Annotated in this window: 22 protein-coding genes; 15 read left to right on the forward strand and 7 right to left on the reverse strand. The window is 43.5% G+C overall.

Translation table 11 applies throughout. The annotated features are described in order from the left end of the window. Nucleotides 1-206: 206 nt before the first annotated feature. The 4 genes from QJS82_RS03885 to pncB all read left to right on the forward strand — a co-directional run bounded on the left by QJS82_RS03885 (nucleotide 207) and on the right by pncB (nucleotide 7,082). Nucleotides 207-2,150, forward strand: a complete 1,944-nt coding sequence (locus QJS82_RS03885; RefSeq protein ID WP_281491288.1) for a glycine betaine ABC transporter substrate-binding protein — start codon at nucleotides 207-209, stop codon at nucleotides 2,148-2,150. A 92-nt stretch (nucleotides 2,151-2,242) separates the two neighbouring features. Continuing rightward, nucleotides 2,243-3,145 carry an ATP-binding cassette domain-containing protein gene (locus QJS82_RS03890; RefSeq protein ID WP_281491289.1) on the forward strand — a complete coding sequence of 301 codons (903 nt, stop codon included), beginning with the start codon at nucleotides 2,243-2,245 and terminating at the stop codon, nucleotides 3,143-3,145. A 556-nt stretch (nucleotides 3,146-3,701) separates the two neighbouring features. After that, nucleotides 3,702-5,552, forward strand: a complete 1,851-nt coding sequence (msrAB, locus tag QJS82_RS03895; RefSeq protein ID WP_281491290.1) for a bifunctional peptide-methionine (S)-S-oxide reductase MsrA/peptide-methionine (R)-S-oxide reductase MsrB — start codon at nucleotides 3,702-3,704, stop codon at nucleotides 5,550-5,552. A gap of 282 nt (nucleotides 5,553-5,834) precedes the next feature. Next, nucleotides 5,835-7,082 (forward strand): nicotinate phosphoribosyltransferase, encoded by a 1,248-nt coding sequence (gene pncB, locus QJS82_RS03900; RefSeq protein ID WP_201619895.1) that lies wholly within the window; start codon nucleotides 5,835-5,837, stop codon nucleotides 7,080-7,082. A 12-nt stretch (nucleotides 7,083-7,094) separates the two neighbouring features. Here the strand turns inward: pncB and xseB are convergent, their stop codons facing one another. From xseB to QJS82_RS03915, 3 genes are all read right to left on the reverse strand, one after another. Further along, nucleotides 7,095-7,340, reverse strand: coding sequence for an exodeoxyribonuclease VII small subunit (xseB, locus tag QJS82_RS03905; protein ID WP_201619894.1), 246 nt, complete (start codon nucleotides 7,338-7,340; stop codon nucleotides 7,095-7,097). 195 nt (nucleotides 7,341-7,535) lie between these two features. Beyond that, nucleotides 7,536-9,047, reverse strand: a complete 1,512-nt coding sequence (gene xseA / locus QJS82_RS03910; RefSeq protein ID WP_281491291.1) for an exodeoxyribonuclease VII large subunit — start codon at nucleotides 9,045-9,047, stop codon at nucleotides 7,536-7,538. Between the two features lie 324 nt (nucleotides 9,048-9,371). Further along, complete coding sequence (locus tag QJS82_RS03915) at nucleotides 9,372-9,740, reverse strand: hypothetical protein (protein ID WP_201565367.1); 369 nt, start codon at nucleotides 9,738-9,740, stop codon at nucleotides 9,372-9,374. Nucleotides 9,741-10,027: 287 nt separating this feature from the next. On the opposite strand from QJS82_RS03915, the gene QJS82_RS03920 reads away from it, so the two are divergent. From QJS82_RS03920 to purF, 11 genes are all read left to right on the forward strand, one after another. After that, entirely contained in the window at nucleotides 10,028-10,684 is a 657-nt protein-coding gene (locus tag QJS82_RS03920) for an alpha/beta hydrolase (protein ID WP_271133101.1), read from the forward strand. Nucleotides 10,685-10,810: 126 nt separating this feature from the next. Further along, complete coding sequence (gene zapE / locus QJS82_RS03925) at nucleotides 10,811-11,917, forward strand: cell division protein ZapE (protein WP_201628595.1); 1,107 nt, start codon at nucleotides 10,811-10,813, stop codon at nucleotides 11,915-11,917. A gap of 19 nt (nucleotides 11,918-11,936) precedes the next feature. After that, nucleotides 11,937-12,626: a nitroreductase family protein gene (locus tag QJS82_RS03930; protein ID WP_281491292.1), complete on the forward strand. Its 690-nt coding sequence runs from the start codon at nucleotides 11,937-11,939 to the stop codon at nucleotides 12,624-12,626. 212 nt (nucleotides 12,627-12,838) lie between these two features. After that, nucleotides 12,839-14,152, forward strand: a complete 1,314-nt coding sequence (locus tag QJS82_RS03935) for an NAD(P)H-dependent glycerol-3-phosphate dehydrogenase (protein WP_281491293.1) — start codon at nucleotides 12,839-12,841, stop codon at nucleotides 14,150-14,152. A 92-nt stretch (nucleotides 14,153-14,244) separates the two neighbouring features. Then, complete coding sequence (locus QJS82_RS03940) at nucleotides 14,245-14,703, forward strand: SixA phosphatase family protein (RefSeq protein WP_201565363.1); 459 nt, start codon at nucleotides 14,245-14,247, stop codon at nucleotides 14,701-14,703. Between the two features lie 265 nt (nucleotides 14,704-14,968). Then, nucleotides 14,969-16,300, forward strand: a complete 1,332-nt coding sequence (gspL, locus tag QJS82_RS03945) for a type II secretion system protein GspL (RefSeq protein WP_281491294.1) — start codon at nucleotides 14,969-14,971, stop codon at nucleotides 16,298-16,300. A gap of 8 nt (nucleotides 16,301-16,308) precedes the next feature. Further along, nucleotides 16,309-16,878: a type II secretion system protein GspM gene (gene gspM / locus QJS82_RS03950; protein ID WP_281491295.1), complete on the forward strand. Its 570-nt coding sequence runs from the start codon at nucleotides 16,309-16,311 to the stop codon at nucleotides 16,876-16,878. A gap of 152 nt (nucleotides 16,879-17,030) precedes the next feature. Next, nucleotides 17,031-17,456 carry a DUF4870 family protein gene (locus tag QJS82_RS03955; protein WP_201619887.1) on the forward strand — a complete coding sequence of 142 codons (426 nt, stop codon included), beginning with the start codon at nucleotides 17,031-17,033 and terminating at the stop codon, nucleotides 17,454-17,456. A gap of 253 nt (nucleotides 17,457-17,709) precedes the next feature. Then, nucleotides 17,710-18,744: a quinone-dependent dihydroorotate dehydrogenase gene (locus QJS82_RS03960; RefSeq protein WP_201619886.1), complete on the forward strand. Its 1,035-nt coding sequence runs from the start codon at nucleotides 17,710-17,712 to the stop codon at nucleotides 18,742-18,744. Nucleotides 18,745-18,824: 80 nt separating this feature from the next. Further along, nucleotides 18,825-19,322, forward strand: coding sequence for a CvpA family protein (locus tag QJS82_RS03965; RefSeq protein WP_271133108.1), 498 nt, complete (start codon nucleotides 18,825-18,827; stop codon nucleotides 19,320-19,322). A gap of 243 nt (nucleotides 19,323-19,565) precedes the next feature. Continuing rightward, on the forward strand, nucleotides 19,566-21,101 hold the full coding sequence (purF, locus tag QJS82_RS03970; RefSeq protein WP_201619884.1) for an amidophosphoribosyltransferase: 1,536 nt from the start codon (nucleotides 19,566-19,568) through the stop codon (nucleotides 21,099-21,101). Between the two features lie 242 nt (nucleotides 21,102-21,343). Here the strand turns inward: purF and QJS82_RS03975 are convergent, their stop codons facing one another. The 4 genes from QJS82_RS03975 to secF all read right to left on the reverse strand — a co-directional run bounded on the left by QJS82_RS03975 (nucleotide 21,344) and on the right by secF (nucleotide 25,431). Then, complete coding sequence (locus QJS82_RS03975; RefSeq protein ID WP_201619883.1) at nucleotides 21,344-21,703, reverse strand: AzlD domain-containing protein; 360 nt, start codon at nucleotides 21,701-21,703, stop codon at nucleotides 21,344-21,346. Then, nucleotides 21,693-22,424, reverse strand: a complete 732-nt coding sequence (locus QJS82_RS03980) for an AzlC family ABC transporter permease (protein ID WP_201619882.1) — start codon at nucleotides 22,422-22,424, stop codon at nucleotides 21,693-21,695. The genes QJS82_RS03975 and QJS82_RS03980 overlap by 11 nt, the downstream gene beginning before the upstream one ends. A gap of 104 nt (nucleotides 22,425-22,528) precedes the next feature. Then, nucleotides 22,529-23,953, reverse strand: coding sequence for an MATE family efflux transporter (locus QJS82_RS03985; RefSeq protein ID WP_281491296.1), 1,425 nt, complete (start codon nucleotides 23,951-23,953; stop codon nucleotides 22,529-22,531). A gap of 221 nt (nucleotides 23,954-24,174) precedes the next feature. After that, a complete protein-coding gene (gene secF / locus QJS82_RS03990; protein ID WP_281491297.1) occupies nucleotides 24,175-25,431 on the reverse strand; it encodes a protein translocase subunit SecF in 1,257 nt (418 codons plus the stop codon). Nucleotides 25,432-25,435 lie beyond the last annotated feature (4 nt).

The following is a 25,435-nucleotide window of genomic DNA, read 5'->3' on the forward strand; positions in this document are numbered from 1 at the left end:
TCATCCTATCTATAAATCGCTACACTTTGTAGTAAGCCTAAACGACTGTAGTGTCAATTTTAGATTGACCAGCAATAGCTAATTTAGGCATTAATCACTCAACTAGTCAAAGGCAACATACTCTTGGTTCAAGATGTCAGTACTACTAACTTTAGCGTTAATACTAATATTAATACTGATAATAAAAACAATAAATAGGATATCCCATGCGCCAATGGATTGCGTTAAGTTTACTGTGTATGAGTGCCTTCTTGCTGCCGGTATCGGCGTCAGCAGCTTGTGATGCACCTATCAAATTTGGCGCACTGACATGGGAGAGCGGTCAGTTTATCTCTGGGGTGCTTAAGTACATCGCTGAAGATGGCTATGATTGTACAATTGAAGAAGTGCCGGGTGCGGGGCCTGCGCTTGAAACCGCATTATCACAAAACGACATTCAAGTGATTGGCGAACAGTGGGTTGGGCGCTCGCCAATCATGGAGCAAGCCATCGCCCAAAATAAAGTCGCGGTCATCGGTGATACGCTGAAGGGCGGTGCTACCCAAGGTTGGTATGTACCCAAATACGTCCTAGACGAAAACCCAGGTCTACGCAGTTATCAAGATTTACCTAAGTACGCTGAGCTGTTTAAAGACCCTGAAGACCCAAGAAAATCGCGTTTTATGAATTGTCCGTCTGGTTGGACGTGTGAGATATTTAATAGCCGTTTGCTTAAAAATACCGGTTTAGACAGTATTTTTAACAATGCCCATCCCGGAACGGGTGCTGCGCTTGATGCCGAGATTGCCTCCGCTTTTGAACAGCATAAACCGCTATTATTCTACTACTGGCAGCCTACTGGCTTGATGGCAAAGTATGACTTTGCACCATTAGCATTTCCTGCCCATGACGACGCTTGCTGGCAAGACTTGCTACTTGCTGATGGCACAGCGGACTGTGTTTCTGGATTTCCAGTATCACCTTTAGGTATCGCGGTATCGACACCGTTTATTGAATCTAATCCTGAGCTGGCTGCTGTCTTCAAAAAGGTTCAGTTTAGCTCCGATGAGCTTAATGGGGCTATCTTAGAGATGAGTGAAAGTAAACGTAGTGGCGATGAGCAAGCCTTAACGTTTTTGCGTGAGAATCCAAACGTTTGGCAACATTGGCTATCTGAGGAAGCGGCCACGAGTCTTGCTGCTAAGTTAGGTGTTAGCCTAACAGGCGCGGCTGTTGCGAATACTGGTGATAGTAATAACGGGGCATCCAGTGCTAACAAATTTGGCCTATCATCAAGCTTTCCTTCGTGGTCACTTGAGACCCCACTTAATAATATATTAGCAAACGTTGTCCAAAACTACGGTGACGTCTTTCGTACTATCAGTACGGTGGCGTTAACCTATCTATTGCTACCCATTGAGCGGCTATTAACGGTTATTCCGCCTTGGCTAATTATCGCACTTGTGACGGTATTGGCGTGGTTTGGCGTGCGTAAAATTTGGTTTGCGCTAGCGTGCGGGGTAGGGTTATTTCTCATTGGTGCCTTTGGACTATGGGGCGCCTTGATTGATACCTTTGCGCTGCTTATCGTATCGGTGTTGGTCACGGTAGTGATTGGTATTCCTATTGGCATTGCCATGTCAGGCAGTAAAATCCTGCGTAAGATTGTGACCCCGATACTAGATGTCATGCAGACTATGCCAAGCTTTGTTTATCTTATTCCGGTGCTCATGCTTTTTGGTATTGGTAAAGTACCAGCGCTATTTGCCACCATTATTTATGCCTTGCCGCCACTGATTCGTTTGACGACTTTGGGCATTACCCAAGTCAATCATGAGATGGTCGAAGCAGGGCGCTCGTTCGGTAGTACGCATCTGCAGCTACTTATTTGGATTAAATTACCCCAAGCGCTGCCCAGTATCATGGCGGGTATTAATCAGGCGGTAATGATGTCACTTTCTATGGTGGTATTGGCTTCTATGATTGGTGCCCCCGGTCTTGGCGAAGATGTCTTGCAATCTATCCAAACGCTCAATATCGGTCAGGGCTTGCAAGCTGGTACAGCTATTGTCATCGTTGCGATTATCATTGACCGTATCACGCAAGCCTTTGGTCAAGGAAAACGGGCACGGCAAAAAACTATCGATGCTGGCAGACGTCCGATAGGTTAGCACTGTGCTCCATATTAGAAGTTAATATCACAAGCAGTAAAAGTGACCATCACGAAACAATGCAAATAAAAATACAAATAGTGAGAGCAACGATGAACCATATCCAGCTAGAGAACATCAGTAAGATTTATAATGCCAATAGCTCGCAAGCACAGTCTGCATTGGCATTATTGGCTGAAGGTATGGATAGCATTGCGGTCAAGGAGCAAACGGGCTACTCGGTCGGGCTATATGATATCAATTTGGATATTAAGGCGGGCGAGCTGCATTGTATTATGGGGCTATCAGGCTCAGGAAAATCGACCTTGATACGCCATATCAATCGCTTGATTGATCCAACAAGTGGCAAAATATGGGTTGATACCAATATCAATGCAAAAAATAAGGACAATGCGCAAAGCCCGATAGCAGAGGAAGGTTCGTCCCAAACCGCTGCCAATACCAACTCGGCTATTAATATTTTAGAGCTTAATGATAAGGAGCTACAACATTACCGTCAGCAAACGGTCAGCATGGTATTTCAGCACTTTGGCTTAGTGCCACATATGACGGTGATGCAAAACGTCGCTTACGGTCTGCGTGTGCGTAAGATGAGTGTGAGCGAGCGTCATGAAGTTGCTCGGCATTGGCTTCATGAAGTCGGGCTTCCCAACCTAGAGCATAGCTATCCTGATGAGCTTTCGGGCGGTATGCAGCAGCGTGTCGGGCTAGCACGCGCGCTGGCAACGGATAATCCAATTTTGCTGATGGACGAAGCATTTTCCGCACTTGACCCCCTCATTCGTGCGCAATTGCAAGACCAATTACTTGAGCTACAAGCACGGCTCAATAAGACGATTGTCTTCATCACCCATGATATCGATGAAGCTGTCAAAGTCGGTCAGCGTATTAGTATTTTAAATGGTGGGCGCTTAGTGCAAACGGGTACACCAAATGATTTGCGCCAAAATCCAGCCGATGATTATGTTGCACAGTTTATGAGGGCTAAAAATTAATTCAGTCAAGCGCTATATTTGCTTAATAATTAATTTTTTAAATTAACTGCTGCAAAAAAATGACTTTAATAGCAGGTTTTTAAGTGTTGAATAATCAGATAAGAGATTTATTTGTAGATATTGATTTTCCTCTCATTTAGCCTCATATAAAAGTCACTAAGCAAAAGTAACTAAACAAAAAGTGACTAGGCCTCATTATTGCTGCCACTACTCCCATATCTCTAATTTCTATATCAACAACCTTACTGCGTTGTTAAAAAAGTGTAGTGAGCTGTCATTAACTCTTAAATTAAACTCTATTGTGGAGTTATACTATTAAGATAATCTAATGTAGGTAAGTGTCTTATTATTATCTTGAATTCTAGCTATCCTTAATTAACCTAACCGCTTTTATCTCATAACCTTTATATATATCCTGTCTAGCTTCTATAGTTCTATTAACGCATTTAGTCTAAGCATAATTACCCTAATAAACAGCATAACAAGCCTATAAAAAACCATAAAAGACCATTCAAACTAAGTATTTGCTCGCAAGACTTTGTAAAAAGGATCCACCATGCTACCTGATAAACAAGATAATAAGTCGCAGAAAAAAATCCGTTATCATGAGCGCACCAACGCTAGTGATTTAGCGACCTCTTCACCGCGTGTAGCAGCGCGTTGGCTAAAAAATGTCAGCGCTTTTGGGGTGACGACCGTATTAAGTGCAGGGATATTGGTTGCTTGTGGGCAAATGAGTAGCGCAGAAAACAATGCTAAGAGCAATGCCAGTAGTAGCGCCAATACAGGTAGCCAAAACAGTGGCGTGAAAAGCTCACGTGATATGTTACCGTCTGATATGCTTGGGCAAATGCAGGCGTTGCCGCAATTGACAAAGGGTTTGGGCAAAACAGGCGCAGCCGTTATTGATCCTAATAAACCTACCTTGATTAAATTTTGGGCAAGCTGGTGTCCGTTATGTTTAGGGACGCTTGCAGAAACCGAGGAATGGCGTACCGATCCTAAATTTGCAGGTTTAAACGTTGTCACCGTTGCCAGCCCCGGTCATCTCAATGAAAAATCCGATGGTGAGTTCAGTACTTGGTATGCAGGCGTGCAAGCCGACTATCCAAAGCTACCGGTATTAGCGGATGCGTCAGGTGAGCTGATTAATAAGCTTGGCGTGCAAGTGTACCCAAGCTGGGCGATACTCGATAAAAATGGCAATTTGGTGCACTTGGTCAAAGGTAATATATCAGCAGAGCAAGCCTATGCCCTCGCTGAAAATGCCAATAATGACTTTGCAGAGCTAAAAGCCGGTAATGCCAAACCGGCAAACGCCCAAGCATTAGATAACAATAGTAAAATCGAAACCATTAAGCAAAAAGATGGCGTTTATTATAACGATAAAGGTAAGGCGATTAATACGCGCTCAATCTACTTGGCTGGTGGCTGTTTCTGGGGCGTGGAAGCTTATATGGAGCGCGTCGAAGGTGTCGTCGATGCGGTATCAGGTTATGCCAATGGCGAGACGGCTAATCCAAGCTATGAGCAAGTCATTCGTGGCTCAGGTCATGCCGAAGCTGTAAAAGTAACCTATGATGCGGATAAAACCGATCTTGATACTATCTTAAAATACTACTTACGCGTGATAGATCCAACCAGTCTTAATAAGCAAGGTAATGATCGCGGTGTTCAGTACCGTTCTGGCGTTTATTACACCGATAAAGCAGATAAAGCAGTGATTGATGCTGCTCTCAAACGTGTGCAAAGCCAGTATAAACAAAAAGTTGTGGTAGAAAACGCACCGCTGGATAATTTTTACTTGGCTGAGATGTATCATCAAGATTATTTGGCAAAAAATCCAAATGGCTACTGTCATGTCGATTTAAGCCTCGCCGATGATAAGCCGGAAGGCACTGCGCGTACCAAGCTTGCGCCTGTAAGCACGGTTGCTGAAACCTTAGATCCTAAACGCTATGCGGGCTTTGATAAAGGTGCGCTGAAGAATACCCTAACCAAAGCACAATACAATATCACGCAAGATGCCGGTACTGAGCGCGCCTTTAGTCATGAATACGACAATTTATTTGCGCCGGGTATTTATGTCGATGTCGTAAGCGGTGAGCCGCTATTTTTATCAACCGACAAATATCAATCTGGCTGCGGTTGGCCAAGCTTCACCAAACCAATTGATAAGCAAGTCATTACCCAACACGACGATACCGCCTTTAACATGGTGCGTACCGAGATTCGCTCACGGGTAGCAGACTCGCATTTGGGTCATGTATTCCCTGATGGACCAAAAGACCGTGGTGGCCTGCGTTATTGTATCAATGGCGGGGCGCTACAGTTTATCCCAGTCGATGTGATGCCGCAGTCAGGCTATGCGTCCTTGGTTAAATTGGTAAAGCCTGCAAAACCTTAATGATTAACCTTGATAATTAAACTCATGAAGAGACGTTAAGTATAAGCTTAACGTCTTTTTTATGGCTGATGTTTCAAATTTATAAGCTATAGCCACATGATGAATACGTTTATTATCGTTGTATTTTTGCTGTTATAACCGTTGAATTATGAAAAACGAGACAAACTTCGTTATACTCAAAATCTTAACGTTTTCTATTATTAGCACCTTGATAGTTATTGATACCTATTTCGTCGCTCGCTTTGTTTGGCGGCTTTTCATTTTTGCATTTAAGGCTGTAACATGACCGTTACTCGTACTTCTAAAACTTTTGAACCCATTATTACTTCTTTACTCGATAACGACTTATATAAATTTACCATGCTGCAAGCCATGCTGCATCAGTTTCCGCAGACCCATGGTGTTTATCGATTTCGCTGCCGCAATAATCAAGACACGGTTTATCCTTTGGCTGATATCAAAGAAGATTTAGAGCAACAGCTAGACAGCTTATGTGAATTGCGATTTTTAGAAGATGAGCTGGAATATTTACGTAAGTTGCGCTTTATGCGCTCAGACTTCGTGGATTATTTGGAATTATTTAAGCTAAAACGTCGTTTTATCACAGTCAGTATCGATGATAAAAATCGTTTATGTATCGATATTGAAGGGCCGATGATTCAGGCGATGTTCTTTGAGGTATTTGTATTAGCGATAGTCAATGAGCTGTATTTTAGGGCGCTATCAAATGCCAGCGTCATTGAAGAAGGGCAGCGTAGGCTTGATGAAAAAGTGGCTTTGTTGCATCGTTATGCAGAAGAACAAGCAAATTACAGCCGTGATAAACCGACACCACCGTTTATCGTCGCTGATTTTGGGACTCGTAGACGTTTTAGTAAAGTATGGCAAGCGCATGTGGTTGAGACTTTATATGAAGCGGAACCAAAAATTGTCAGCGGAACTTCCAACGTTTATTTAGCAAAAAAACTCGGCATGACGCCGATAGGAACGATGGCACATGAGTTTATGCAGGCATTTCAGGCATTGGATGTGCGTTTGCGTGATTCACAAAAAGCCGCGCTTGAAGCATGGGTACATGAATATCGTGGTGATTTGGGTATTGCGCTGACCGATGTCGTTGGTATGGATGCGTTTTTACGCGACTTTGATTTGTATTTTGCCAAGCTTTTCGATGGTTTGCGTCATGATAGTGGCGACCCGTATATCTGGGGTGACAAGGCGATTGCTCATTATAAGAAATTAAAGATAGACCCAAGAACCAAGATTTTAACCTTTAGTGATGGCTTGGATTTAAATAAAGCTTGGGATTTACATCAGTACTTTAAAGGTCAAATAAGAACCAGTTTTGGTATTGGCACTAATTTGACCAATGATATGGGCATCACCCCGATAAACATCGTCCTAAAGTTGGTTGAATGTAATGGGCAGCCAGTTGCTAAGCTGTCAGATAGCCCAGGCAAGACCATGATCAATAACGATACCTATCTTGCCTATTTGCGCCAAGTATTTGAAGTCGATGAGCCAGAGTAGAATTGACTTAGCTTAAATGTCGCTACTCTCTGTGGTATCTTCTTCGGCGAAGGCGGCATCTAATGCTTGCTGTACCGCATTGATACGAGTTTCGCAAACGCGATAAGCAGCAATCGATTCTTCAACAGTCGTCATAAGATTATCGATATCTGGCTCATCTTGTTGCTGTAATTCAGCGGCATTGGTTTTTAGAATATCATAAGCCGCCTTAAAAGTTTTTGGGGCGGCTTTTTTGCGTTTGCGAGTAGGGGTTGTCATAAGGTTTCCTAATATTCACATTAGTTTAAGAAAAAAATATAGAAAGAAAAGCAGATAAAAAGTTGTTAAATATTTTAGTTTCAGGAGCCTGCTGCTGGTATAAATTTTCCTTGCTTGCTGTGTGACTTCGTCACTCCAGAGGCGGCGCAAAATTTATACCAACAGCTCTGTATTTTTATGGCAAATAGACTATAACTAATTGGTCTCTACATCAATAATTTGTGCTTTTGCCTTACCATCTTTTAAGACGATATGAATATTCTGCTCAGGATACAGCTGACTACTGCTGGTTAGTATTTTCTTATCTTTTGCATCAGTCAGCATGGTATAGCCTTGTTTAAGCACGCGAGAAGGACGATGCAAGAGTACAATATCACGCAGATGCTTGCTATCACGTCGTGCTTGTAGCAATTGCTGCTGCGCACTTTGCATAATCGTCTTTTGGTTGTTTTGACTGTGTGTAGCTGCGCTTGCTAACTGCTGATAAGCAGATGTTTGAGTTTGCGTGCGCAAATCGCTGGTTAGTCTGGCAGCTTGCTTCACCTGCCGCTGGGCGCTTTGCTGAATACTACGCCAAGCATAATCACTGTCTTTTTGCAGGGCGGTCAATTGACCAATCGTTTGCGATTGTATTTGGCTTAATTGACGTGTTGTCTGTTGCTCAGCAGTGTTTAATTGACGCTGCGCTGCTTGTTTGATTTGCGCTTGGTATTGCAGCGTTTGCGTGACGAGCTGGGCTAAATGCGCCATGATAGCGGCAATGACTTTTGACGGCGTATCAAAGCTGGTATGCGCCACTTCATCTAAGATAACTTTGTCACGCTCATGACCGATACCGACCCAGACAGGGATAGATTGCTCGGCAACAAGAGCGGCCAGCTCATAATCATTGAGATAGGCTAAATCACCAACGGCACCGCCACCACGAATAATGACTAACAAATCGGGCAGGCGCTGATAAGTATCATAAAATTGCTGCTGGGCGCTGACGATAGCTTGACGGATTTCACTTGGCGCATGATTGCCCTGAAAGGTGGCGTGATGATAATGAAAATGACAGGCACCTGTGCGAGCTAAGCGGTCAGCATCGGCTTGAAAGTCGCCCAATCCGGCGGCTTTTTCAGGGGCGATGACTAAGACATGCTCAATATCAAATGGAATAGATAATTGCTGATTGAGGTTTAATAAGCCTTCGCCAGTCAAGCGGTCGACCATCTCCGCATATTGCCGTGCCAAGTCGCCTAAAGTATAGCTTGGGTCGATATCTTCAATGGTGAGTGAAAAGCCATATTGCGCATGGAAGCCTGCCGATACTTTGAGTAATACGGTCAAATCACGGTCAAGTGGCATGCCTGTTGCACGCTCGAACTTTGCTAAGACGCGTGCGGCTTTAAAGCGCCAAAGGTTACCACGGCAGCTGGCAATAACTTTACCGTCGTCATCTTTTTCTGCCAGCTCAAAGTAATAATGCCCACCTTTACTTGATAAATTACGAATCTCAGCTTTGACCCATACGCGGTGATTAAAGGTTTGTTTGATAACCATATCGACCGCGGATAGATAGTCGCTCAGCCGTAAGACCGTATCTTCTAAACTGACTTCGAGACTGTTTTCTTGCTCAGCCAGTTCGGCCTCCAAGGTCGCTAAATCTTTGGCAGGCGCTATTACCTTAGCTTGTTTCGTATGTGACAGGTTGGGTTTGCGCATAATAATAGACCAAAGGTAAGAAGGTTTAAAAACGGGCTGCTTATATAGTAGAGTCTCTTTTATAGTAGAGCCACTTTAAAATCAATATAGGCGACTGGGATGAATTTTTCGCAGCCTTTGTGATAGCAGTAAGCGAGGAAAATTTATACCAGTCGCAAATAGCCACTAGTTATAGACTGATTTGAATGTATGGAACATTAGTTAGGGTAGTTTACCCCAAAATTGCCGCTACAAAAAGTAAAGCCAATAAGCCGCGATGAATATACTATCTATCTCGCAAACTTATTGGCTAAAAGCTAATAGCTTTGTTAAATAATAACTGTCTTATTGGCAACGGAAATTAATCATATACTCATAATCATCTTTACGTGACAAGTCTGGTGAGCCAGTACCAAATATCGAACCGATAACCGCACCCGCTTGCCCAATCATACGACCAGTTTGCTCATTTAAAATACCATTATATTTTACTTTATCATCAACGATAATTACCTGCTTGTTTCGGCAGGTTTTTTGCGCGCTGTCTATCGCATTTTGCTGGGCTTTTACTTTGGTATCGGCAATGCCAGTGGTTTCATAAATAGAATTGGCGCGTTGGATAACCGGCGAAGAAGGCGTGCTTTGGCAAGCGCTTAACGCTAATGCAGCTGCTAATGTTGCCGTTAAAGTCAAGGTTTTATTAAAAGTATTCATAACTGTTTCCTAAAAAGCTGTTAGTTAAACATAAAAAATAAACAGTATGAATCTAACCTATCGTACTCTTGAGTGTCTAGGCTGTTATTGTGTTTGATATTGCAGGTATATGTCATATTGGCAATGAAGCAGTAGAGATTTTTCTGAAATCAGCAGTTATTTAAGGTGATTGCTCCTTACCGTCACTCCAAAATGAGACAAACAGCACCAGTACACAGCAAATCACTTGAAATATAAACCATATCTAGGATAATTGAACCATTCATTCTTAATTAGTAAGTAATTCTATGCAACTGATTCCTGCTCCTGCTGGCGTGCTCGAAGTTGATGCACTTTGGCAACAAGACAATCCTAACGATCCCAATACCGATACGGTGGCGCTGCTTTGCCATCCTAATCCGTTATTCGATGGTACGATGAATAATAAGGTAGTCACGACCATGTATCGATTTGCGCGTGATAATGGCATGCATGTGGTACGTTTTAACTTTCGCGGTGTCGGGCAGTCAACTGGCGAGCACGATTATGCGGAAGGGGAAGTAGTAGACGCAATGACCGTGCTACAATGGATTGCAGAGCAAACCAACGCACGTAAATTGTGGTTAGGTGGTTTTTCGTTTGGCGGTTACGTGACGGCACGTGTTGCTGAGCAAGTCATGGTGTCGCCGCATATTTGGGGACTGAGTGATTTTGAGATAGAAAAAGTTGCCCTTATCGCGCCATCCGTTGAAAAAAATGACAACAGTGACATTACCTTACCCGTTGATAAAACTTTTGAGATATACGGGAATGAAGATAATGTTATTGCGCCGGCTAGTATGCAGGAATTTGCTGAACGCTTAGGGCTAGCGGTTAGTGTCATTGATGGCGCTGGGCACTTTTTCCACGGGCGTTTATCTGAGCTTAAAGGCTTGTTAGAAGAACATAGCTTTGGTAGTAAATAGCTGATTGTCTAGATATTACCATCCGATGTTGTGTAGCTAATTAGCGATAGAATCTCCGCTTTAATATGGTTAAGCAAATAACATCCACCATTTTTATATTTATTTTGTCTAATGATGAGTCGTATTATGAGTTTATCTCCCTTGCAACGTTATGAGCAGGCCATTAGCACTGATGAGTTTACTCGAGATGAGCAACAATATCAGGCGATGAGCTATTTAGATGAGCTTTATCATCAGCTCAATAGTAGCGTCGAACAAAAAAAAGGCTTTTTTAGCTTTTTAAAAGCAAAGCCCGTCGCGCCCAAAGGTTTGTATATGTGGGGCGGGGTAGGACGTGGTAAAACATGGATGATGGATATGTTTTACGACTCTTTAACCATTGAGCGTAAGATGCGCCAGCATTTTCATCACTTTATGCAGCGCGTCCATCAAGAGTTAAATAATCTGCAAGGTCAGAGCGATCCGTTGGAAAAAGTCGCGGATATTATCTATGCAGAAGCAGTGATTATCTGCTTTGATGAGTTTTTTGTCTCTAACGTCTCTGATGCCATGATTTTGGGTGATTTGTTCACCATGCTATTTAATCGTGGCGTAACTTTGGTCGCCACATCAAACATTGAGCCGTCTGGTCTCTATAAAGATGGTCTGCACCGTGACCGCTTTATGCCGGCTATCGCCGAAGTTGAGCGCCATACGACGGTAATGAATATTGACTCTGGCATTGATTATCGCCTGCGTGTCTTGCAGCAAGCGGAGCTATATGAGTCGCCTTTGACCAAAGCCAATCATCATTGGCTTGCTAACCGTTTCGCCAGCTTATCTAATAATCAAAAAATCAGCAATGAGCCTATTACTATCAATGGTCGTGAAATTAGAATTAATGCGCGTACCGAAGATATTTTATTCTGTGACTTCCGCCATTTATGTATGGAGCCACGTTCAGCGTCTGATTTTATCGAAATTGCCAAAGAGTTTAGCACCGTCTTAATCAATGCCGTACCCGCTTTAGATGATAATTTGCGTGATCCGACCCGCCGTTTTATTTATCTGGTTGATGAATTTTATGATCGCCGCGTAAAATTACTGGTTCGAGCAGAGCAGTCTATTCTTGAACTGTATCAAGGAGAGAAGTTAGCGTTTGAGATTGAGCGTACACGTTCACGCCTGCTTGAGATGCAGTCAGAAGATTACTTAAGAATGGAGCATCGAGTCGAAGATACGGATGCAGCATAATAAAAAATAAGGATACATTATGAGTAATTCAGCAGACAGCTTAGAAGAGAATAACGATAGTAGCGCTGAGCAATCAAGTAAAAGCGCGCCGCAAAATAATACCGAAAGCCCCATAGTGACAAATGCACAAGTGACCGATGAGCAGCTGATTAATTGGATTAAGTCGAGACGCAGCATCGGCAATCTGAGTATTCCGGCACCGACAGAAAGTCAGATTAAAGCGGCTATCGATTGTGCAGTTACCGCGCCTGATCACAAAAAACTGCAACCATGGCGTTTTATTGTTACCCAAGGTAATGCGCGTCATGACTTAGGTCGTGCCTTTTTAGCAGCCGCTGAAGCACAAGCGGCACAAGAGGGTGAAACGCTGTCTGAGAAATCTCGCCAAAAAACCTATAATATGCCGCTACGTGCGCCGGTGATTATTACGGTCGTCACCCAGATGCAAGTGCATAAAAAAGTACCACCTTTTGAGCAAATGCTAAGCACTGGCGCCGCAGTCCAAAACCTTATTTTGGCGCTAAAAGCCCAAGGGTTTAGTACGGTTTGGCGCACAGGCTTGCTATGCAATGAGCCTGCCGTTAAAGCGTATTTTGGCGTTGGCGCAGATGATTATGTCACGGCTTTTGTTTATACTGGCAGCAGTCCTTGTGATATGCCCACGCGCAAGCCCATTGATATTGAGCCATTGCTACGCTTCGAGTCATAAAGGCAATAGCGTAGTAGGGTTACAGAGATATCATGGCAGGGCAGATGTGGCGGTAAAGTCACTCATTAAAGAGAATAATGAGTAAATCAATCAGGTTGTTCGATTAAAATAGCGATTTTATATCAATAATTGTTGAAACATGCCGTTAGTCTCCCTGTATACTCAGCATCAAATCTACTCATAATTCAGTCAGTCAACACGGATAAAAGAATATGACCAGCGCTAATGATAAAAATAAAGACAAAAGTATAGATAGCAGTCAGGCAGAGAATAAAGCCGCTGAAAAACAAAACAGTTTGCTGTCAGGTATCATTGAGCGTGCTACCAAATCTGGGCTTGGACGTAAGAAGCTCAATCCTAGCGCGGTTGAGTCTGCCGTGGCAAAAAATATGGCAGAAATTCATAATAATCCAACCAAGTTGCGTTTGGCATTTTTAGGTGGTGGTAGTTTTGGTACGGCAATGGCAAACTTGGCCGCTCGTAATGGCTGTGATACCACGTTGTGGGTACGCAATAAGCGTACGGTTAAAGCAATGGCAAAGACGCAGACCAATAAAAAATATCTGCCCGGTTATAAGCTTGATGATCGCCTCAAATACAGCCACGATTTACAAGCGGCGGTCAAAGATACCGATATTATTTTTATAGCTGTTCCAGGTCTTGCATTTCGAGAAACCCTTAAAAGTATTGCGCCCTTCATTAGCGGGCAATCTATCGTTTCTTTGACCAAAGGTATGGAGAAAGATACCTTTGCTTTAATGAGTGATATTATTAAAGATGAGCTGCCGGAAGTAAACTTTGGCGTAATGTCAGGGCCAAACCTTGCCATCGAAATCATGAAAAACATGCCGTCTGCTACGGTCATTGCCAGTGATTCTGAGCCATTACGCCATGCGGTACAAGCAGCGCTACACAGTGCGTTTTTTAGAGTGTTTGCCAGTGATGATGTTCGCGGTGTCGAGCTTGGTGGCGCGCTCAAAAACATTTATGCCATTGCAATGGGAATGGCGGCAGCTTATGAAGTCGGTGAAAACACCAAAGCCATGATACTGACCCGTGGCTTAGCAGAAATGAGCCGTTTTGGCGTGCATGCTGGTGCCAATCCGTTGACCTTTTTAGGTCTGTCTGGCGTCGGCGACTTATATGCTACTTGCAGCTCAGAGCTGAGTCGCAACTACCGTATTGGTAATATGCTCGGTCGCGGTATGACCATCGATGCGGCGGTCAAAAAACTGGGTCAAACCGCTGAAGGCGTCAACACCATTCAGCAGGTACATGAGAAAGCCACCAAAGAAGGCATTTATATGCCGATTACCCATGCCTTGCATGCAGTCATTTATGAAGATAAAGCCGCACTTGGCGTTGCTTTACACCTCATGGAAGCGGGCTTCCGTAGCGATGTTGAGTTTGTCATGGAGCATGACCATAGCAATGCTTCATTAACGGCGCAAATGCAAACGGCAAGCAGCAATGCTAAAAATGCTAAAAATGCTAAAAATAAAAAAGCAGATGGCGATAATAAATAAAACGCTTAGCAAAATGTCGCTTCAGCATAATAATTAAATAGCATTAGTATCGAAATAGTCAGGTAAAAGTAATAAACAAGGTGGTTAAGATTATGAAAATTATCTTAGTACGTCATGGTCAAGCAGAAGATGAAACGCGCCCAGACAGTGCGCGTCAGCTGACTGATTTTGGTCAGCAGCAAGCTGCGCAAACGGCAGAGTATATTACCACTCATTATCAACCTGATTGTTTTGTCGTGAGTCCTTATAAGAGAGCGCAGCAGACGCTAGCGGCATTACAGTTACGCGCCCCTAACGTGCCCTCACAAATACAAGAAAATATCACGCCTTCTGACGATGCCCGTCAGGCGCTGATAGATATTGGTAATATTGAAGCAGAGTGTCTGGTGGTTGTCTGTCATATGTCTATTGTTGCTCATATCGCTGGCCTGCTAACGGGTGATTATCCTGAGTCGTTCTCTTTAGCAGAAGCGCGTGTGTTTGAGATGGATTTTGTGATGACAGGTATGGCAACCGAGATTGATCGTTTTGTTCCTGCTCAACCTTATTAATATCAATAATATAGTCAGCTCCATATAAAGAAGACACAGTGAAACTGGAAGGAGTTTTTTGTAGCCTCTGTCGGCGTAGGCACAGCAAGCTAGAAAAATTTGTACCAGTTTCACCTTGTCAGATAACGTATCCATTTTATTTAGTATCGACTATACAAACGCTCGTAAAACTATCTAGATTTTTGCTAGACCGCAGCTTTAATAAATAACAGCTTCAATAAGCAATGGCTTTAAACAACAGCTTTGATAATTAAGGACACATTTGGTGTTACATGTTTGGTTAAGAGCGCAGCACAGTCCACTAGCGGTCTGGCATGAAGACATAAAGCAATGGCAATTGATTGACGGCTGGCAACAGCTACATGACATCTATGGTAGCTATAAAACCAATAGCCAAAAATCTGTTTGTCTGTATTTTCCCTCAAGCCATGTCTTACAAGTAGGTTCTGAGCTAAATACCGCTCAGCTCAAACAATTAGGTATGAGCGGTAAGCAGTATCTATTTGAAGAAACTTCTCTGACACCAGTTGAGCAGTTAGCCATTCGGCAAATGACTGAAAATACCAGCCATCATCTCTATGCTTTGGCTCAAAGCGATATCGAATCATGGCAGCAAAGCGCCAAGCTCGCTGGCATGAACATCGTAGCTTTACTGCCTGATTTTCTATTATTGCCAACGCCAGAAGAGGGCGCAGGGCAGCAAATTATATTGTACCAAGACCAACACACCATGCTGCTGCGCCAATCCTTGCATCAAGGCATGGCAGTCAGTTACTTGCCTTTAATCTTTGAGCGTTTTCCGCATTTGAGCGAAGTGCTGCTATTACCAGCAATCGATGATATCTTTGATGGTTCTAGTACTGTTTTTCATCAAGCTTCTAATAACGGTCTTGCTGAAAATCTTGCTAATGAGCCAGCATTTGGTGATGATATTGGTATTGATTTAACAAAACCTGCAACCACAGCCAGCGCCTCTACTCAAACAGCGGCAATGATTGCCGAGCATCAATTACTATTAACCACGCTTCCCGTTACTCCTAAACCGCTTGAAAATCCTGAACGTCATGCGCTGAACTTTTTTATTAAATCAACCGATTCGCAATTATCACCGTATCTACGGGTGGCGATGATGGTCGCGCTGACGGCATTGGTATTGCAGATGGCAACCGATGGGGTGCAGTGGTATCAATATAAGGCGGCGACAGCGGCGACCAAAACCGAGATTGCGAACCAGTATCAGTCTTGGTTTCCAAATGAGCCGCTTAGTACGCGCACAAAGCTACAAGTGCAATTGCAACCAAAACTGCGTAGTGATAGCCAAGCGCCTGATTCTCACATAGCGGTATTGGCACGTATATCACCGTTGATTAAACAGTCGTCATTACGAGCGCAGGCGTTAGTCATGCAGCCAGCAGCGCTTAGCTTTACACTGATTGCGCCCGACCGTGGCAGTCTTGATCAATTTACCAATACGCTTATCGCCCAAGGCTTAAACGCCAAATTAGAACAAGTGAATGGCAATGAGCAAGGGCAGTTTAGTGGTCAAGTGACCGTTGATGTGGTAGCAAACAATAGCAGCGTCAGCAATAAAGGGTAACGGTAACCATGAAAAGATTACATCGCCTCGCCAAACGCAGCACTATTGCTACTAACCCTCGCCCTCGAAGTGGTGCTTTATCAACGCGGATGAGTAGCTATCAAAGTATCTTAATGACACGTTGGCAGGCATTGTCTGCGCGCGACCAATTAGCTCTGCTGTTATTGTCAGCGTTTTTGCTGTTATTTGTCGGTGGCTATGGCGGCTATAGCGTCCATCAAGCAGCAAATGCTAGCAAAAATGAGTATCAAGAGCAGGTCGCCGATTATTTTTGGTTACGTGCCCAAGCTGGTAACATTGACAGCAATGCGTTAAATGCGGCTAGTACTGCAGATGGCGTAGATGCCATGCCGCCGGCTAGCAGTATCAATGCGTTGTTAAACAATTCAGGTATTGCTGATGCGCAGGTCATTGCTGCTGGCGATGCGGTGCAATTAAGCTTTACGCATCCAAGCCAAGCGGTGGTGAGCGGTGCACTGGGTAAGCTTGAACAGCAAGGTTGGCAATTTACTCAACTGTCGATGCAGCAAGATTTGGTCACTAAAGCGATTCAGGTACAGGCAACCGTAACTTCTTAAGAGGTATGCTTAACAACCTTTATGCCTAACAACTTTTACACCTAACAAGTTGATGTTTAAGCACCTTTATATTTTAAAATATGCTGCATTGAAATCTTGCTCAATTGCCACAATAAAAGTGCTATTAGCCACAGAATATAACGAGTGACCGTATGATAAATAATACCAATAATACGATGAGTGATAATAAGCGCCGTTCTTTGATTACCTATAATCACATCACGTATTTGCTCTATGTGCTCAGCTATTTTACCGCCGGATTGCTGTGGATTGTGCCTATCTTTATGAATTATGCCAAACGCCGTGACGCTGATAATACTTGGCTTGCCACCCATTTTGATTGGCAGATTAAGACGTTTTGGTATAGCATCGTCTTTTTTGTCATTGGTGTGCTTATCATCACATTTGCCCTAGGTGGTTTTGGCGTAAGCATGTTTGCTGACAGTAATAATATTGCCATTGGCTCAGTATTATTGGCCAGTTTAGGCTTTATTATTATGGGCTTTACTTTTATTTGGCATCTATACCGTATTGTACGCGGTTGGATTGCGCTCACTGATGGACGCCCAGTTCCGTAAGCTAAAAGCATGGATATCAATAAGCAGCAAATACGAATAAACAATGCATTCAAAAAAATGCTTTTTGATATCCACTCATTACTAGGTTAAGTGAGTCCGTTTGCAATATCAACGATTGTTTATTCGCATGATTTAGCGCAATTTGTCCTATGAAACTTTGGTCTTATTTCAGTTAAGCTGATATAATCGCAGCGCTTGACCTCATTCGTTTTTCTTATTTATCATTTCTTTTCAAGCAGGGTCTGTCATTACTATGTCTTACGCCTTACTTCGCCCTTTTTTGTTTAATATGGACCCCGAGCACGCTCATGAGATGACCTTATCTTTATTAGATAAAGCTCATAAAGCGCGTGTATTGGGCTTAGTATATGGTCAGTCAATGCAGCCAACCGACTGTATGGGTTTGCAGTTTGCTAATCCCGTTGGGCTTGCTGCCGGATTGGACAAAAATGGCGACTATATCGATGCGCTGGCAGAGTTGGGTTTTGGTTTTATCGAAGTGGGTACTGTCACGCCAAAGCCGCAAGTCGGCAATGACAAACCAAGACTATTTAGAATCAAGCAAGCCGATGCCATCATTAATCGTATGGGCTTTAATAATCAAGGCGTTGATTACCTGATTGAAAACGTCAAACGCTGCAAATACAAAGGCAATATCGGTATTAATATCGGAAAAAATGCGGCAACACCGGTTGAAAATGCAGCGGATGATTATGTCTATTGCTTAGAGCGTGTCTATCCGCATGCTTCTTATATCACCGTGAATATCTCCTCTCCGAATACCAAAAATTTGCGCGACCTACAAAGCGGTGAAGCGTTAACCCAACTATTAGACACCATTAAAAATCGCCACAATCAGCTGGCAACCGAATATGGCTTTTATGTGCCTTTGGTGTTAAAGGTCGCCCCCGATTTAGAGCCGTTACAAGTCGATTATATCTCCCAGCAGCTGCTGGATTTTGAGATTGATGGTTTGATTGCTACCAATACCACTTTAAGCCGCGTAGGCGTCGAAGATTTGCCCGATGGTGACCAAGCTGGCGGCTTATCTGGTCGTCCGGTCAGCCACATTAGTACGCAGATTTTACAACAATTCTCCGATCAGCTGGATGGTAAGGTAGCGTTGATTGGCGTTGGCGGTATCGATAGCGGCGCCAAAGCCGTCAAGAAAATCGAGGCAGGTGCAGATATGGTACAGCTGTATTCAGGGCTTATTTATAAAGGGCCTGGGCTGGTACAGTCTTGCATTCAATCCATCGGTGGCTATTACGATGCCATGGAAGCTTAATCCTTCTAGAGATTGTTAAAACTGCAAGCTTTTCACCTTCACTGAAATACCCGATATAAGATGCAAATGAGGCGATAAACATGAGTGGTTTAGACATTGTGATTGCTGTGGTTGTACTGATTGGCTTATGGCGTGGTTTTCAGGTAGGTCTGATTAAGACAGCTGTTGGTTTGGTCGGTTGGTTTATTGCACTTATTGCTGCCACTCGATTGGCAGGTTCCGTTGCGCCGCAATTATCAGGTATGGTAGAAAATCCTGTCTTGCAAATGGCGATGGCTTTTTTAGTGATTGTGATTGCCATCTTAGCCATCATGCACCTAGTTGCATTCGTATTCTCCGGAGTACTCAAAACCTTACGTCTTGGTATCCTTGATAAAGTGGCGGGCGGGGTACTTGGGGCGGCAAAAAACGTCCTTATGGTCTTAGTGGTTCTTAGCGTCAGCGCGCCATTATTGGTGCAAATGCCGCAATGGGAAACCTCGGTGCTCGCGCCTGAATTACTGCCTTATGCCCCCATGGGTAAAGAGCTGGTCTCAGATATGTTTGGCTTGGCGTGGGATCAGGTCAATCAGTCCTAAGCATCATCAGTCATCAGTGCTCATAAAAAAGCTATTCAATCAGCTTTAATATTCGTAAAATACACCTCTATCAATCATCAACAACTTGTCTTATGGATAATAGGCCTTATTGATTATCTATAGGATTTTTAGTCAGAAAAATCGTCAGCTTGGCGGTAAATGGCAGGCAATGTGTTCCATAACTTTGTCAGCAGTTATGCCGTTATTGTGTTATCAATGTGTGGTACAAAATAGGATACAACTATGTGTGGAGTCGTTGGGGTCGCAGCTCATGAGCCAGTCAATCAAATTCTTTATGATGCCTTAACCATGTTGCAGCATCGCGGGCAAGATGCGGCAGGTATTGTGACTTTACAGGACGGGCGTCTTTATTTACGTAAAGAAAATGGCATGGTACGTGACGTATTTATGAATCGTCATATGCTAAAGCTGGTGGGTAAGTTTGGTATCGGTCACGTCCGTTACCCAACCGCTGGCACCTCAAGTAGTGCCGAAGCGCAGCCTTTTTATGTCAACTCTCCTTATGGTATTACGCTTGCGCACAATGGTAACTTGACCAATGCTGAAAGTCTGGCTAAGTCTCTATATCAAGAAGATCGCCGCCATTTAAATACCGACTCAGATTCTGAAGTGTTGCTAAATGTCCTTGCGCATGAGATGCAGAATTTAGATAAAACCAATCCGACGCCTGCTGATATCTTTGAAGCAGTCACCGCGGTTTATGGACGCATTGAAGGCGCTTATGGCGTGGTCGCCCTGATTACTGGCCATGGTTTGCTAGCATTCCGTGATCCAAACGGTATTCGTCCGCTGATTTACGGTAAGCGTATGGCAGCCAATGGCGGCACAGAATATATGGTCGCCTCAGAGTCAGTAGCGTTGACGGGTTCGGGCTTTAGTATTGTGCGTGACGTTAAGCCTGGCGAAGCTATCTTTATCGATTTAGATCATCAAATCCATACTTATCAGTGCGTTGAGCAACAAGAATATACGCCTTGTATCTTTGAATATGTGTATTTTGCCCGTCCAGATTCTATTATGGACAATATCTCTGTTTATAAATCACGCCTACGCATGGGTGAAAAACTGGCTGATAAAATCCTTGCTGAATGGGGCGAAGATCATGATATCGATGTGGTCATTCCTATCCCTGATACCTCGCGTACCTCAGCGATGGAGCTGGCGCTAAAGATGAATGTGAAATACCGTGAAGGGTTTATGAAAAACCGCTATATCGGTCGTACCTTTATCATGCCAGGTCAGCAGCAACGTAAAAAATCAGTGCGTCAAAAGCTAAGCGCGGTACCGCTTGAGTTTAAAGGTAAGAATGTCCTTTTAGTTGATGACTCAATCGTACGTGGTACGACTTGTCATGAAATTATCCAAATGGCACGTGATGCCGGTGCCCGTAAAGTATTCTTTGCCAGTGCTGCGCCGCCGGTTAAATATCCAAACGTCTATGGTATCGATATGCCAGTGCGTAGCGAACTGATTGCCTCAGGTCATAGCGTCGAAGAAGTACGCGAGATTATCGGTGCTGACCGCTTGATTTTCCAAGATTTGGACGATTTGATTGAAGCCGTCAAAGATACCAAGCATAGCAAGGTTGAAGGCTTTGATTGTGCAGTATTCAACGGTTGCTACATTACCGGACAAATCAACGAAGCCTATCTTGAGCATCTACAAGAGCAGCGTAATGACACGGCTAAGACTGGTAAAAAGGGTGTACAAATCGTTGCTGATACCCCAGTCGATATGATGGGCGTAGAAGAGCTGTAAGAGACCAAATATCTTAAAATAAATTAATGGCAGAACAAAAAGGCTGCAATCATTGAGATTGCAGCCTTTTTTATGGGCAAAAATAAATGTAGTCAGTGTGAAATAAAATTGATGAATTAACAGCCACATGTGACTGGCATAAATTTTCCTCGCTTGCTGTTATCACAGAGGCTACGAAAAATTCATCCCAGTCGCGCTGTATCTTTTTTAAAGTCAATCTACTATATACAATAAACCTTTAATCAGCCTAAGAAATGCGTAAATAGCCATAAAAAGCCATTAATCGCAGCGATACCGACGATCATACTGACCAGTAATTGACGGCTAAGATGATAAACGACTAGTACTGATAATAACGCGCCTATTTGTGCTATTAATAAATGTACTTCAGCGCTATTTAAACTCGCATTGCCTGACAAACCTTGATAAGAAAGACTGGTTAAGATTAGCAATACCATCACAGACAGCGGCAAGCTTTCATTTAGGCGATGTAGCCACGGCGTATCCAGTAGCTTTTTGGGTATTAAGGCGGGTAGAGCGCGAGTAATAAACGTCACTGCGGCCATCGCGAACGTTGCAAAAATCAGGTAACTACTGCTCATTGCTGCCTCCTTGCACACTGCGCTGTACCCAAACTCCACGGGCTAAAATCATCAGCATACAAATTGTAATCGCTACCAATAATAGCCAGTTGCTAGTAAAGAACGAGGCAATCACTAAGGCAATGACGGCAATACCAATGGGGAAATAGCGTTTGATACTTTGGAATTGCTCATAAGCTAAAATCGCAAATAAACAGACCAAGGCAAAATCTAAATGCGGTATTAAATCGCTTAGAGCGCTACCAATCATCACGCCAATAGCGCTAGCAAGTACCCACCAGCTTTGATTAAACAGACTAATAGGCAGTATCAATGATTGTCGCGACTCGTTTGGCAAACTGGTCATCACTGAAAACGTTTCGTCCGTTAAAGCAAATAAACAATAAGTCTTGGCTATCTTGTTCTTTGGGAGATATTGTAATAATGGCATGCCATAAAAGACATGGCGCAAGTTAATAGCAGCAATATTGGTTGCGATATTGCCGATCGGTAATCCAGCACTCAGCATTGGTAGACAAGCATATTGCGCCGCGCCTGCATATAAGACCATACTTAGCATGATAGTAGCCCACACTGGCACACCAGCCACTTGTGCGAGCACACCAAAGGCAATCCCTGCTGGCAGATAACCCATGGCGACTGGCAAGCTTTTTTTAAAGCCTTCCGCCCAATCGTAATGATAGGCTTGATTTTGATTTATCTCATTTGATTGAGTATTCACGTGACATCCTAATTTTTTCTTACTTTAATTTGTCGTTTATGGTCACTTTTCTTGTTTTTTAAATTCATCATACAAACATCATTTTAGCTAAATGCTCTTAATGATTAAGCTTCAGGCTGCAATTTTTCATAACTGCCTGTTTGATGGGCGCGATATAAAAACCCACCGAGGATAATCAATCTTAATAATAATAAGCACCAAACGCTCAGCCAGATGCCGGTCATATCCCATTGTTGGTACAGTAGCCAACTTAATGGAAAAAAGATAACCGCCAATATAAGCGCGGCATTACGAATGACACTACCTGCCGTTAAACCAAAAAATATCCCATCTAACCAATAAGCCCCAACACCCACAAGCGGCAGTAGCACGGCATAAAGGTAATAGTCATAAGCAAGCGCAAACACCGGCTCAATATTGGTCATCAATTGCAAATAAGTCGGCATGGCAAGCCACCATATCGCACTTAGCATAATGGCAAGCCCGTAGCTAACCACGCCTGTGCGTTTAACAATAATACGAAACCGTGGCCAGTCACGTCGTCCAGCAGCTTGTCCGCTTAAGGTTTCTGCAGATACCGCCACGCCATCAAGGGCAAAGGCTGAGATACTCAATACCTGCAATAAGATGGCGTTGGCGGCCAGTATGACATCGCCGCTTTGGGCAGACAGGCGGGTAATCCAAGCAAAGCTTATCGTTAAAATAAGCGTACGGATAAAAATGTCTTTATTTAATGAAAATAGCCTAAGCATTTTGTCTTTAGTAAAGTGTTCTTTATTAGCGGTAAATAACGCTCGCCAAGAGATTTGTAGATGTCGATGGCTCAGCCATAATGCCAAAACTACGCCAAGCCAAAAGGCAATCGTTGTACCTAACGCCACCCCAACCAAGCCCATTTGCATCACATAAACAAAAAACAAGGTCAGAATAATATTAAGGATAGCGATAAAGCCTTGCTGATAAAGCATGTAGCGGGTCTTGCCTTGACCCGCAAACCAGCCGATAAAGGCAAAGTTCATCAGCTCAGCGATAACACCCCAAAAACGTACATCTAAATAAGTCTTTGCCGCGCTGCCGCTGTCAGGGTTGGCGGAGAGCGCTTGTAACCCTAAATCAATTAACCAAGGTTTTGCGATAAGTAAAACCGCGCCAATCATAAAGGCCAATAATAAAGCCCGTTGCAAAATCGACAACAGCGGTGATGGTGTTCGGTTAGACGCGTTTAATGGCGCATTGTTATTGTTAAGGGCATCTTTATTAGCCAGTTGACCCAATGCTTGTGCCGACAGCCCAGATGACGCATATTGCAAAAAGTTAAAGCTGACCAGTATTAAAGACAGCAGCTGTATGGCTAAGCCCATCCCAGCAAGCTTAGCGGTGTCATTCATATTACCGACAATCGCTGTATCAATGACACTTTGTAGCGGCATCGCAAGGTTGGCCAATAATACTGGCAAGGCGATGGCAATGATGTGCGCATAGCGAGTATCGATAGGCGGCATAGTACTTGGCGGCAAGGTAGATGACATAACACAGTCGCTTAGATAGGCAGATTAAGAATACTCGTAGGTAGTAATAAGGATAAAAATTTATAGCAGCATTAAACGCTTTACGATTGATTTTATTTTGACCATCATACATAGACAAAAGCACCTAGAGTTTAGGTGCTTTTGTCAGGATAACGCTTATCAGCTTAATGACTTAGCAGCTTAATAATTAAAGGGTCTAATTATTGCCTTTGAGATAACCCTTAATCTTGCTCATACATTTTTGGATCATTAAAGGTCACGATTTCTTCTTCAAACTCAGGTTTTACTTTTACAATAAAGTCTTCACGTGATAGACCCATTCTTAAAGGAATAGAGCTTGCAATATAAGTAGATGAATACGTTCCTGCCAGTAAACCGATAAATAGGGCGACTGAGAACCAGTATAAACCCTCTCCGCCTAAGAATAGCATTGCAAGGACTACTAACAGAACCGTTGAGATGGTCATAATGGTACGGCGTAAGGTCTCTGTCAGTGACAAGTCAACCGTTTGACGCGGCGTGATACCACGGACACGGCGAAAGTTCTCACGGATACGGTCATAAACGACGATCGTATCGTTTATTGAATAACCAATCAAGGCTAAAATAGCAGCTAGGACGGTTAAATCAAACGGAAAACCAAATAATGCAAAAATCCCGATGGTCACGATAGCATCGTGGAATAGCGACAGTACCGCACCAAGCGCCAGCTTAAACTGGAAACGTAAGGCAACATAGCCCAGCATACAGGCCAGTGCCAACACCAATGACATGACTGAGCTTAGATAGATGTCGTTACCTACTTGGCTACCGATAATATTAACATTACTGATTTCAACATTATTATTAGGCAGTGCCAATGCTTCACTCAGACTGGCATTAAGTCCGTCGACGTTGTCAGACTGTGGTGGTAGACGTACTAAAAGCTCTTGACGCGTCCCTAAATACTGCACGACGGCATCATCAAAACCATTATCAGCCAAGGCTTTAACCACTTCGACTTGTTCAGCAGGCTGCTCATAACGTACATCTGCTGAAACCCCGCCGGTGAAATCAAGACCTAGATTTAGACCATTGACGGCAATGGCGATAATGCTACCAATCACCATCAGCAGCGATAGAAGTGCCATCGGCTTTTCTAACTTCATAAATGGGATGATACGTTGATCGCCAATGGCTTTGATGCCACCTTCAGCTTCTGCTGCTGCATTATCTTCAGCATCACCTATGTCTAAATTATTTAGATTAGGATCCATTGCTTGCGTGGCCACTGCATGGCTGTCTTGACTCGCATCTTTACCATCGCGACGGGTTTTATTTTTACTCAAGCTCGTCTTAGAAGTCTTATTGCTTTGGGTATTACTGCCTTTACCATCACGGCGCGGTTTTTTACGGCGTCGCGTACTAGCTTCGCTATTTGAGCCATTCGGTTCGGGGTTGTTCTGTTGTTCTAAAGGGTTGTTATTATCGATGGCCATAGTT

This window comes from Psychrobacter maritimus (assembly GCF_029953575.1).
GTDB classification, from domain to species: domain Bacteria; phylum Pseudomonadota; class Gammaproteobacteria; order Pseudomonadales; family Moraxellaceae; genus Psychrobacter; species Psychrobacter maritimus.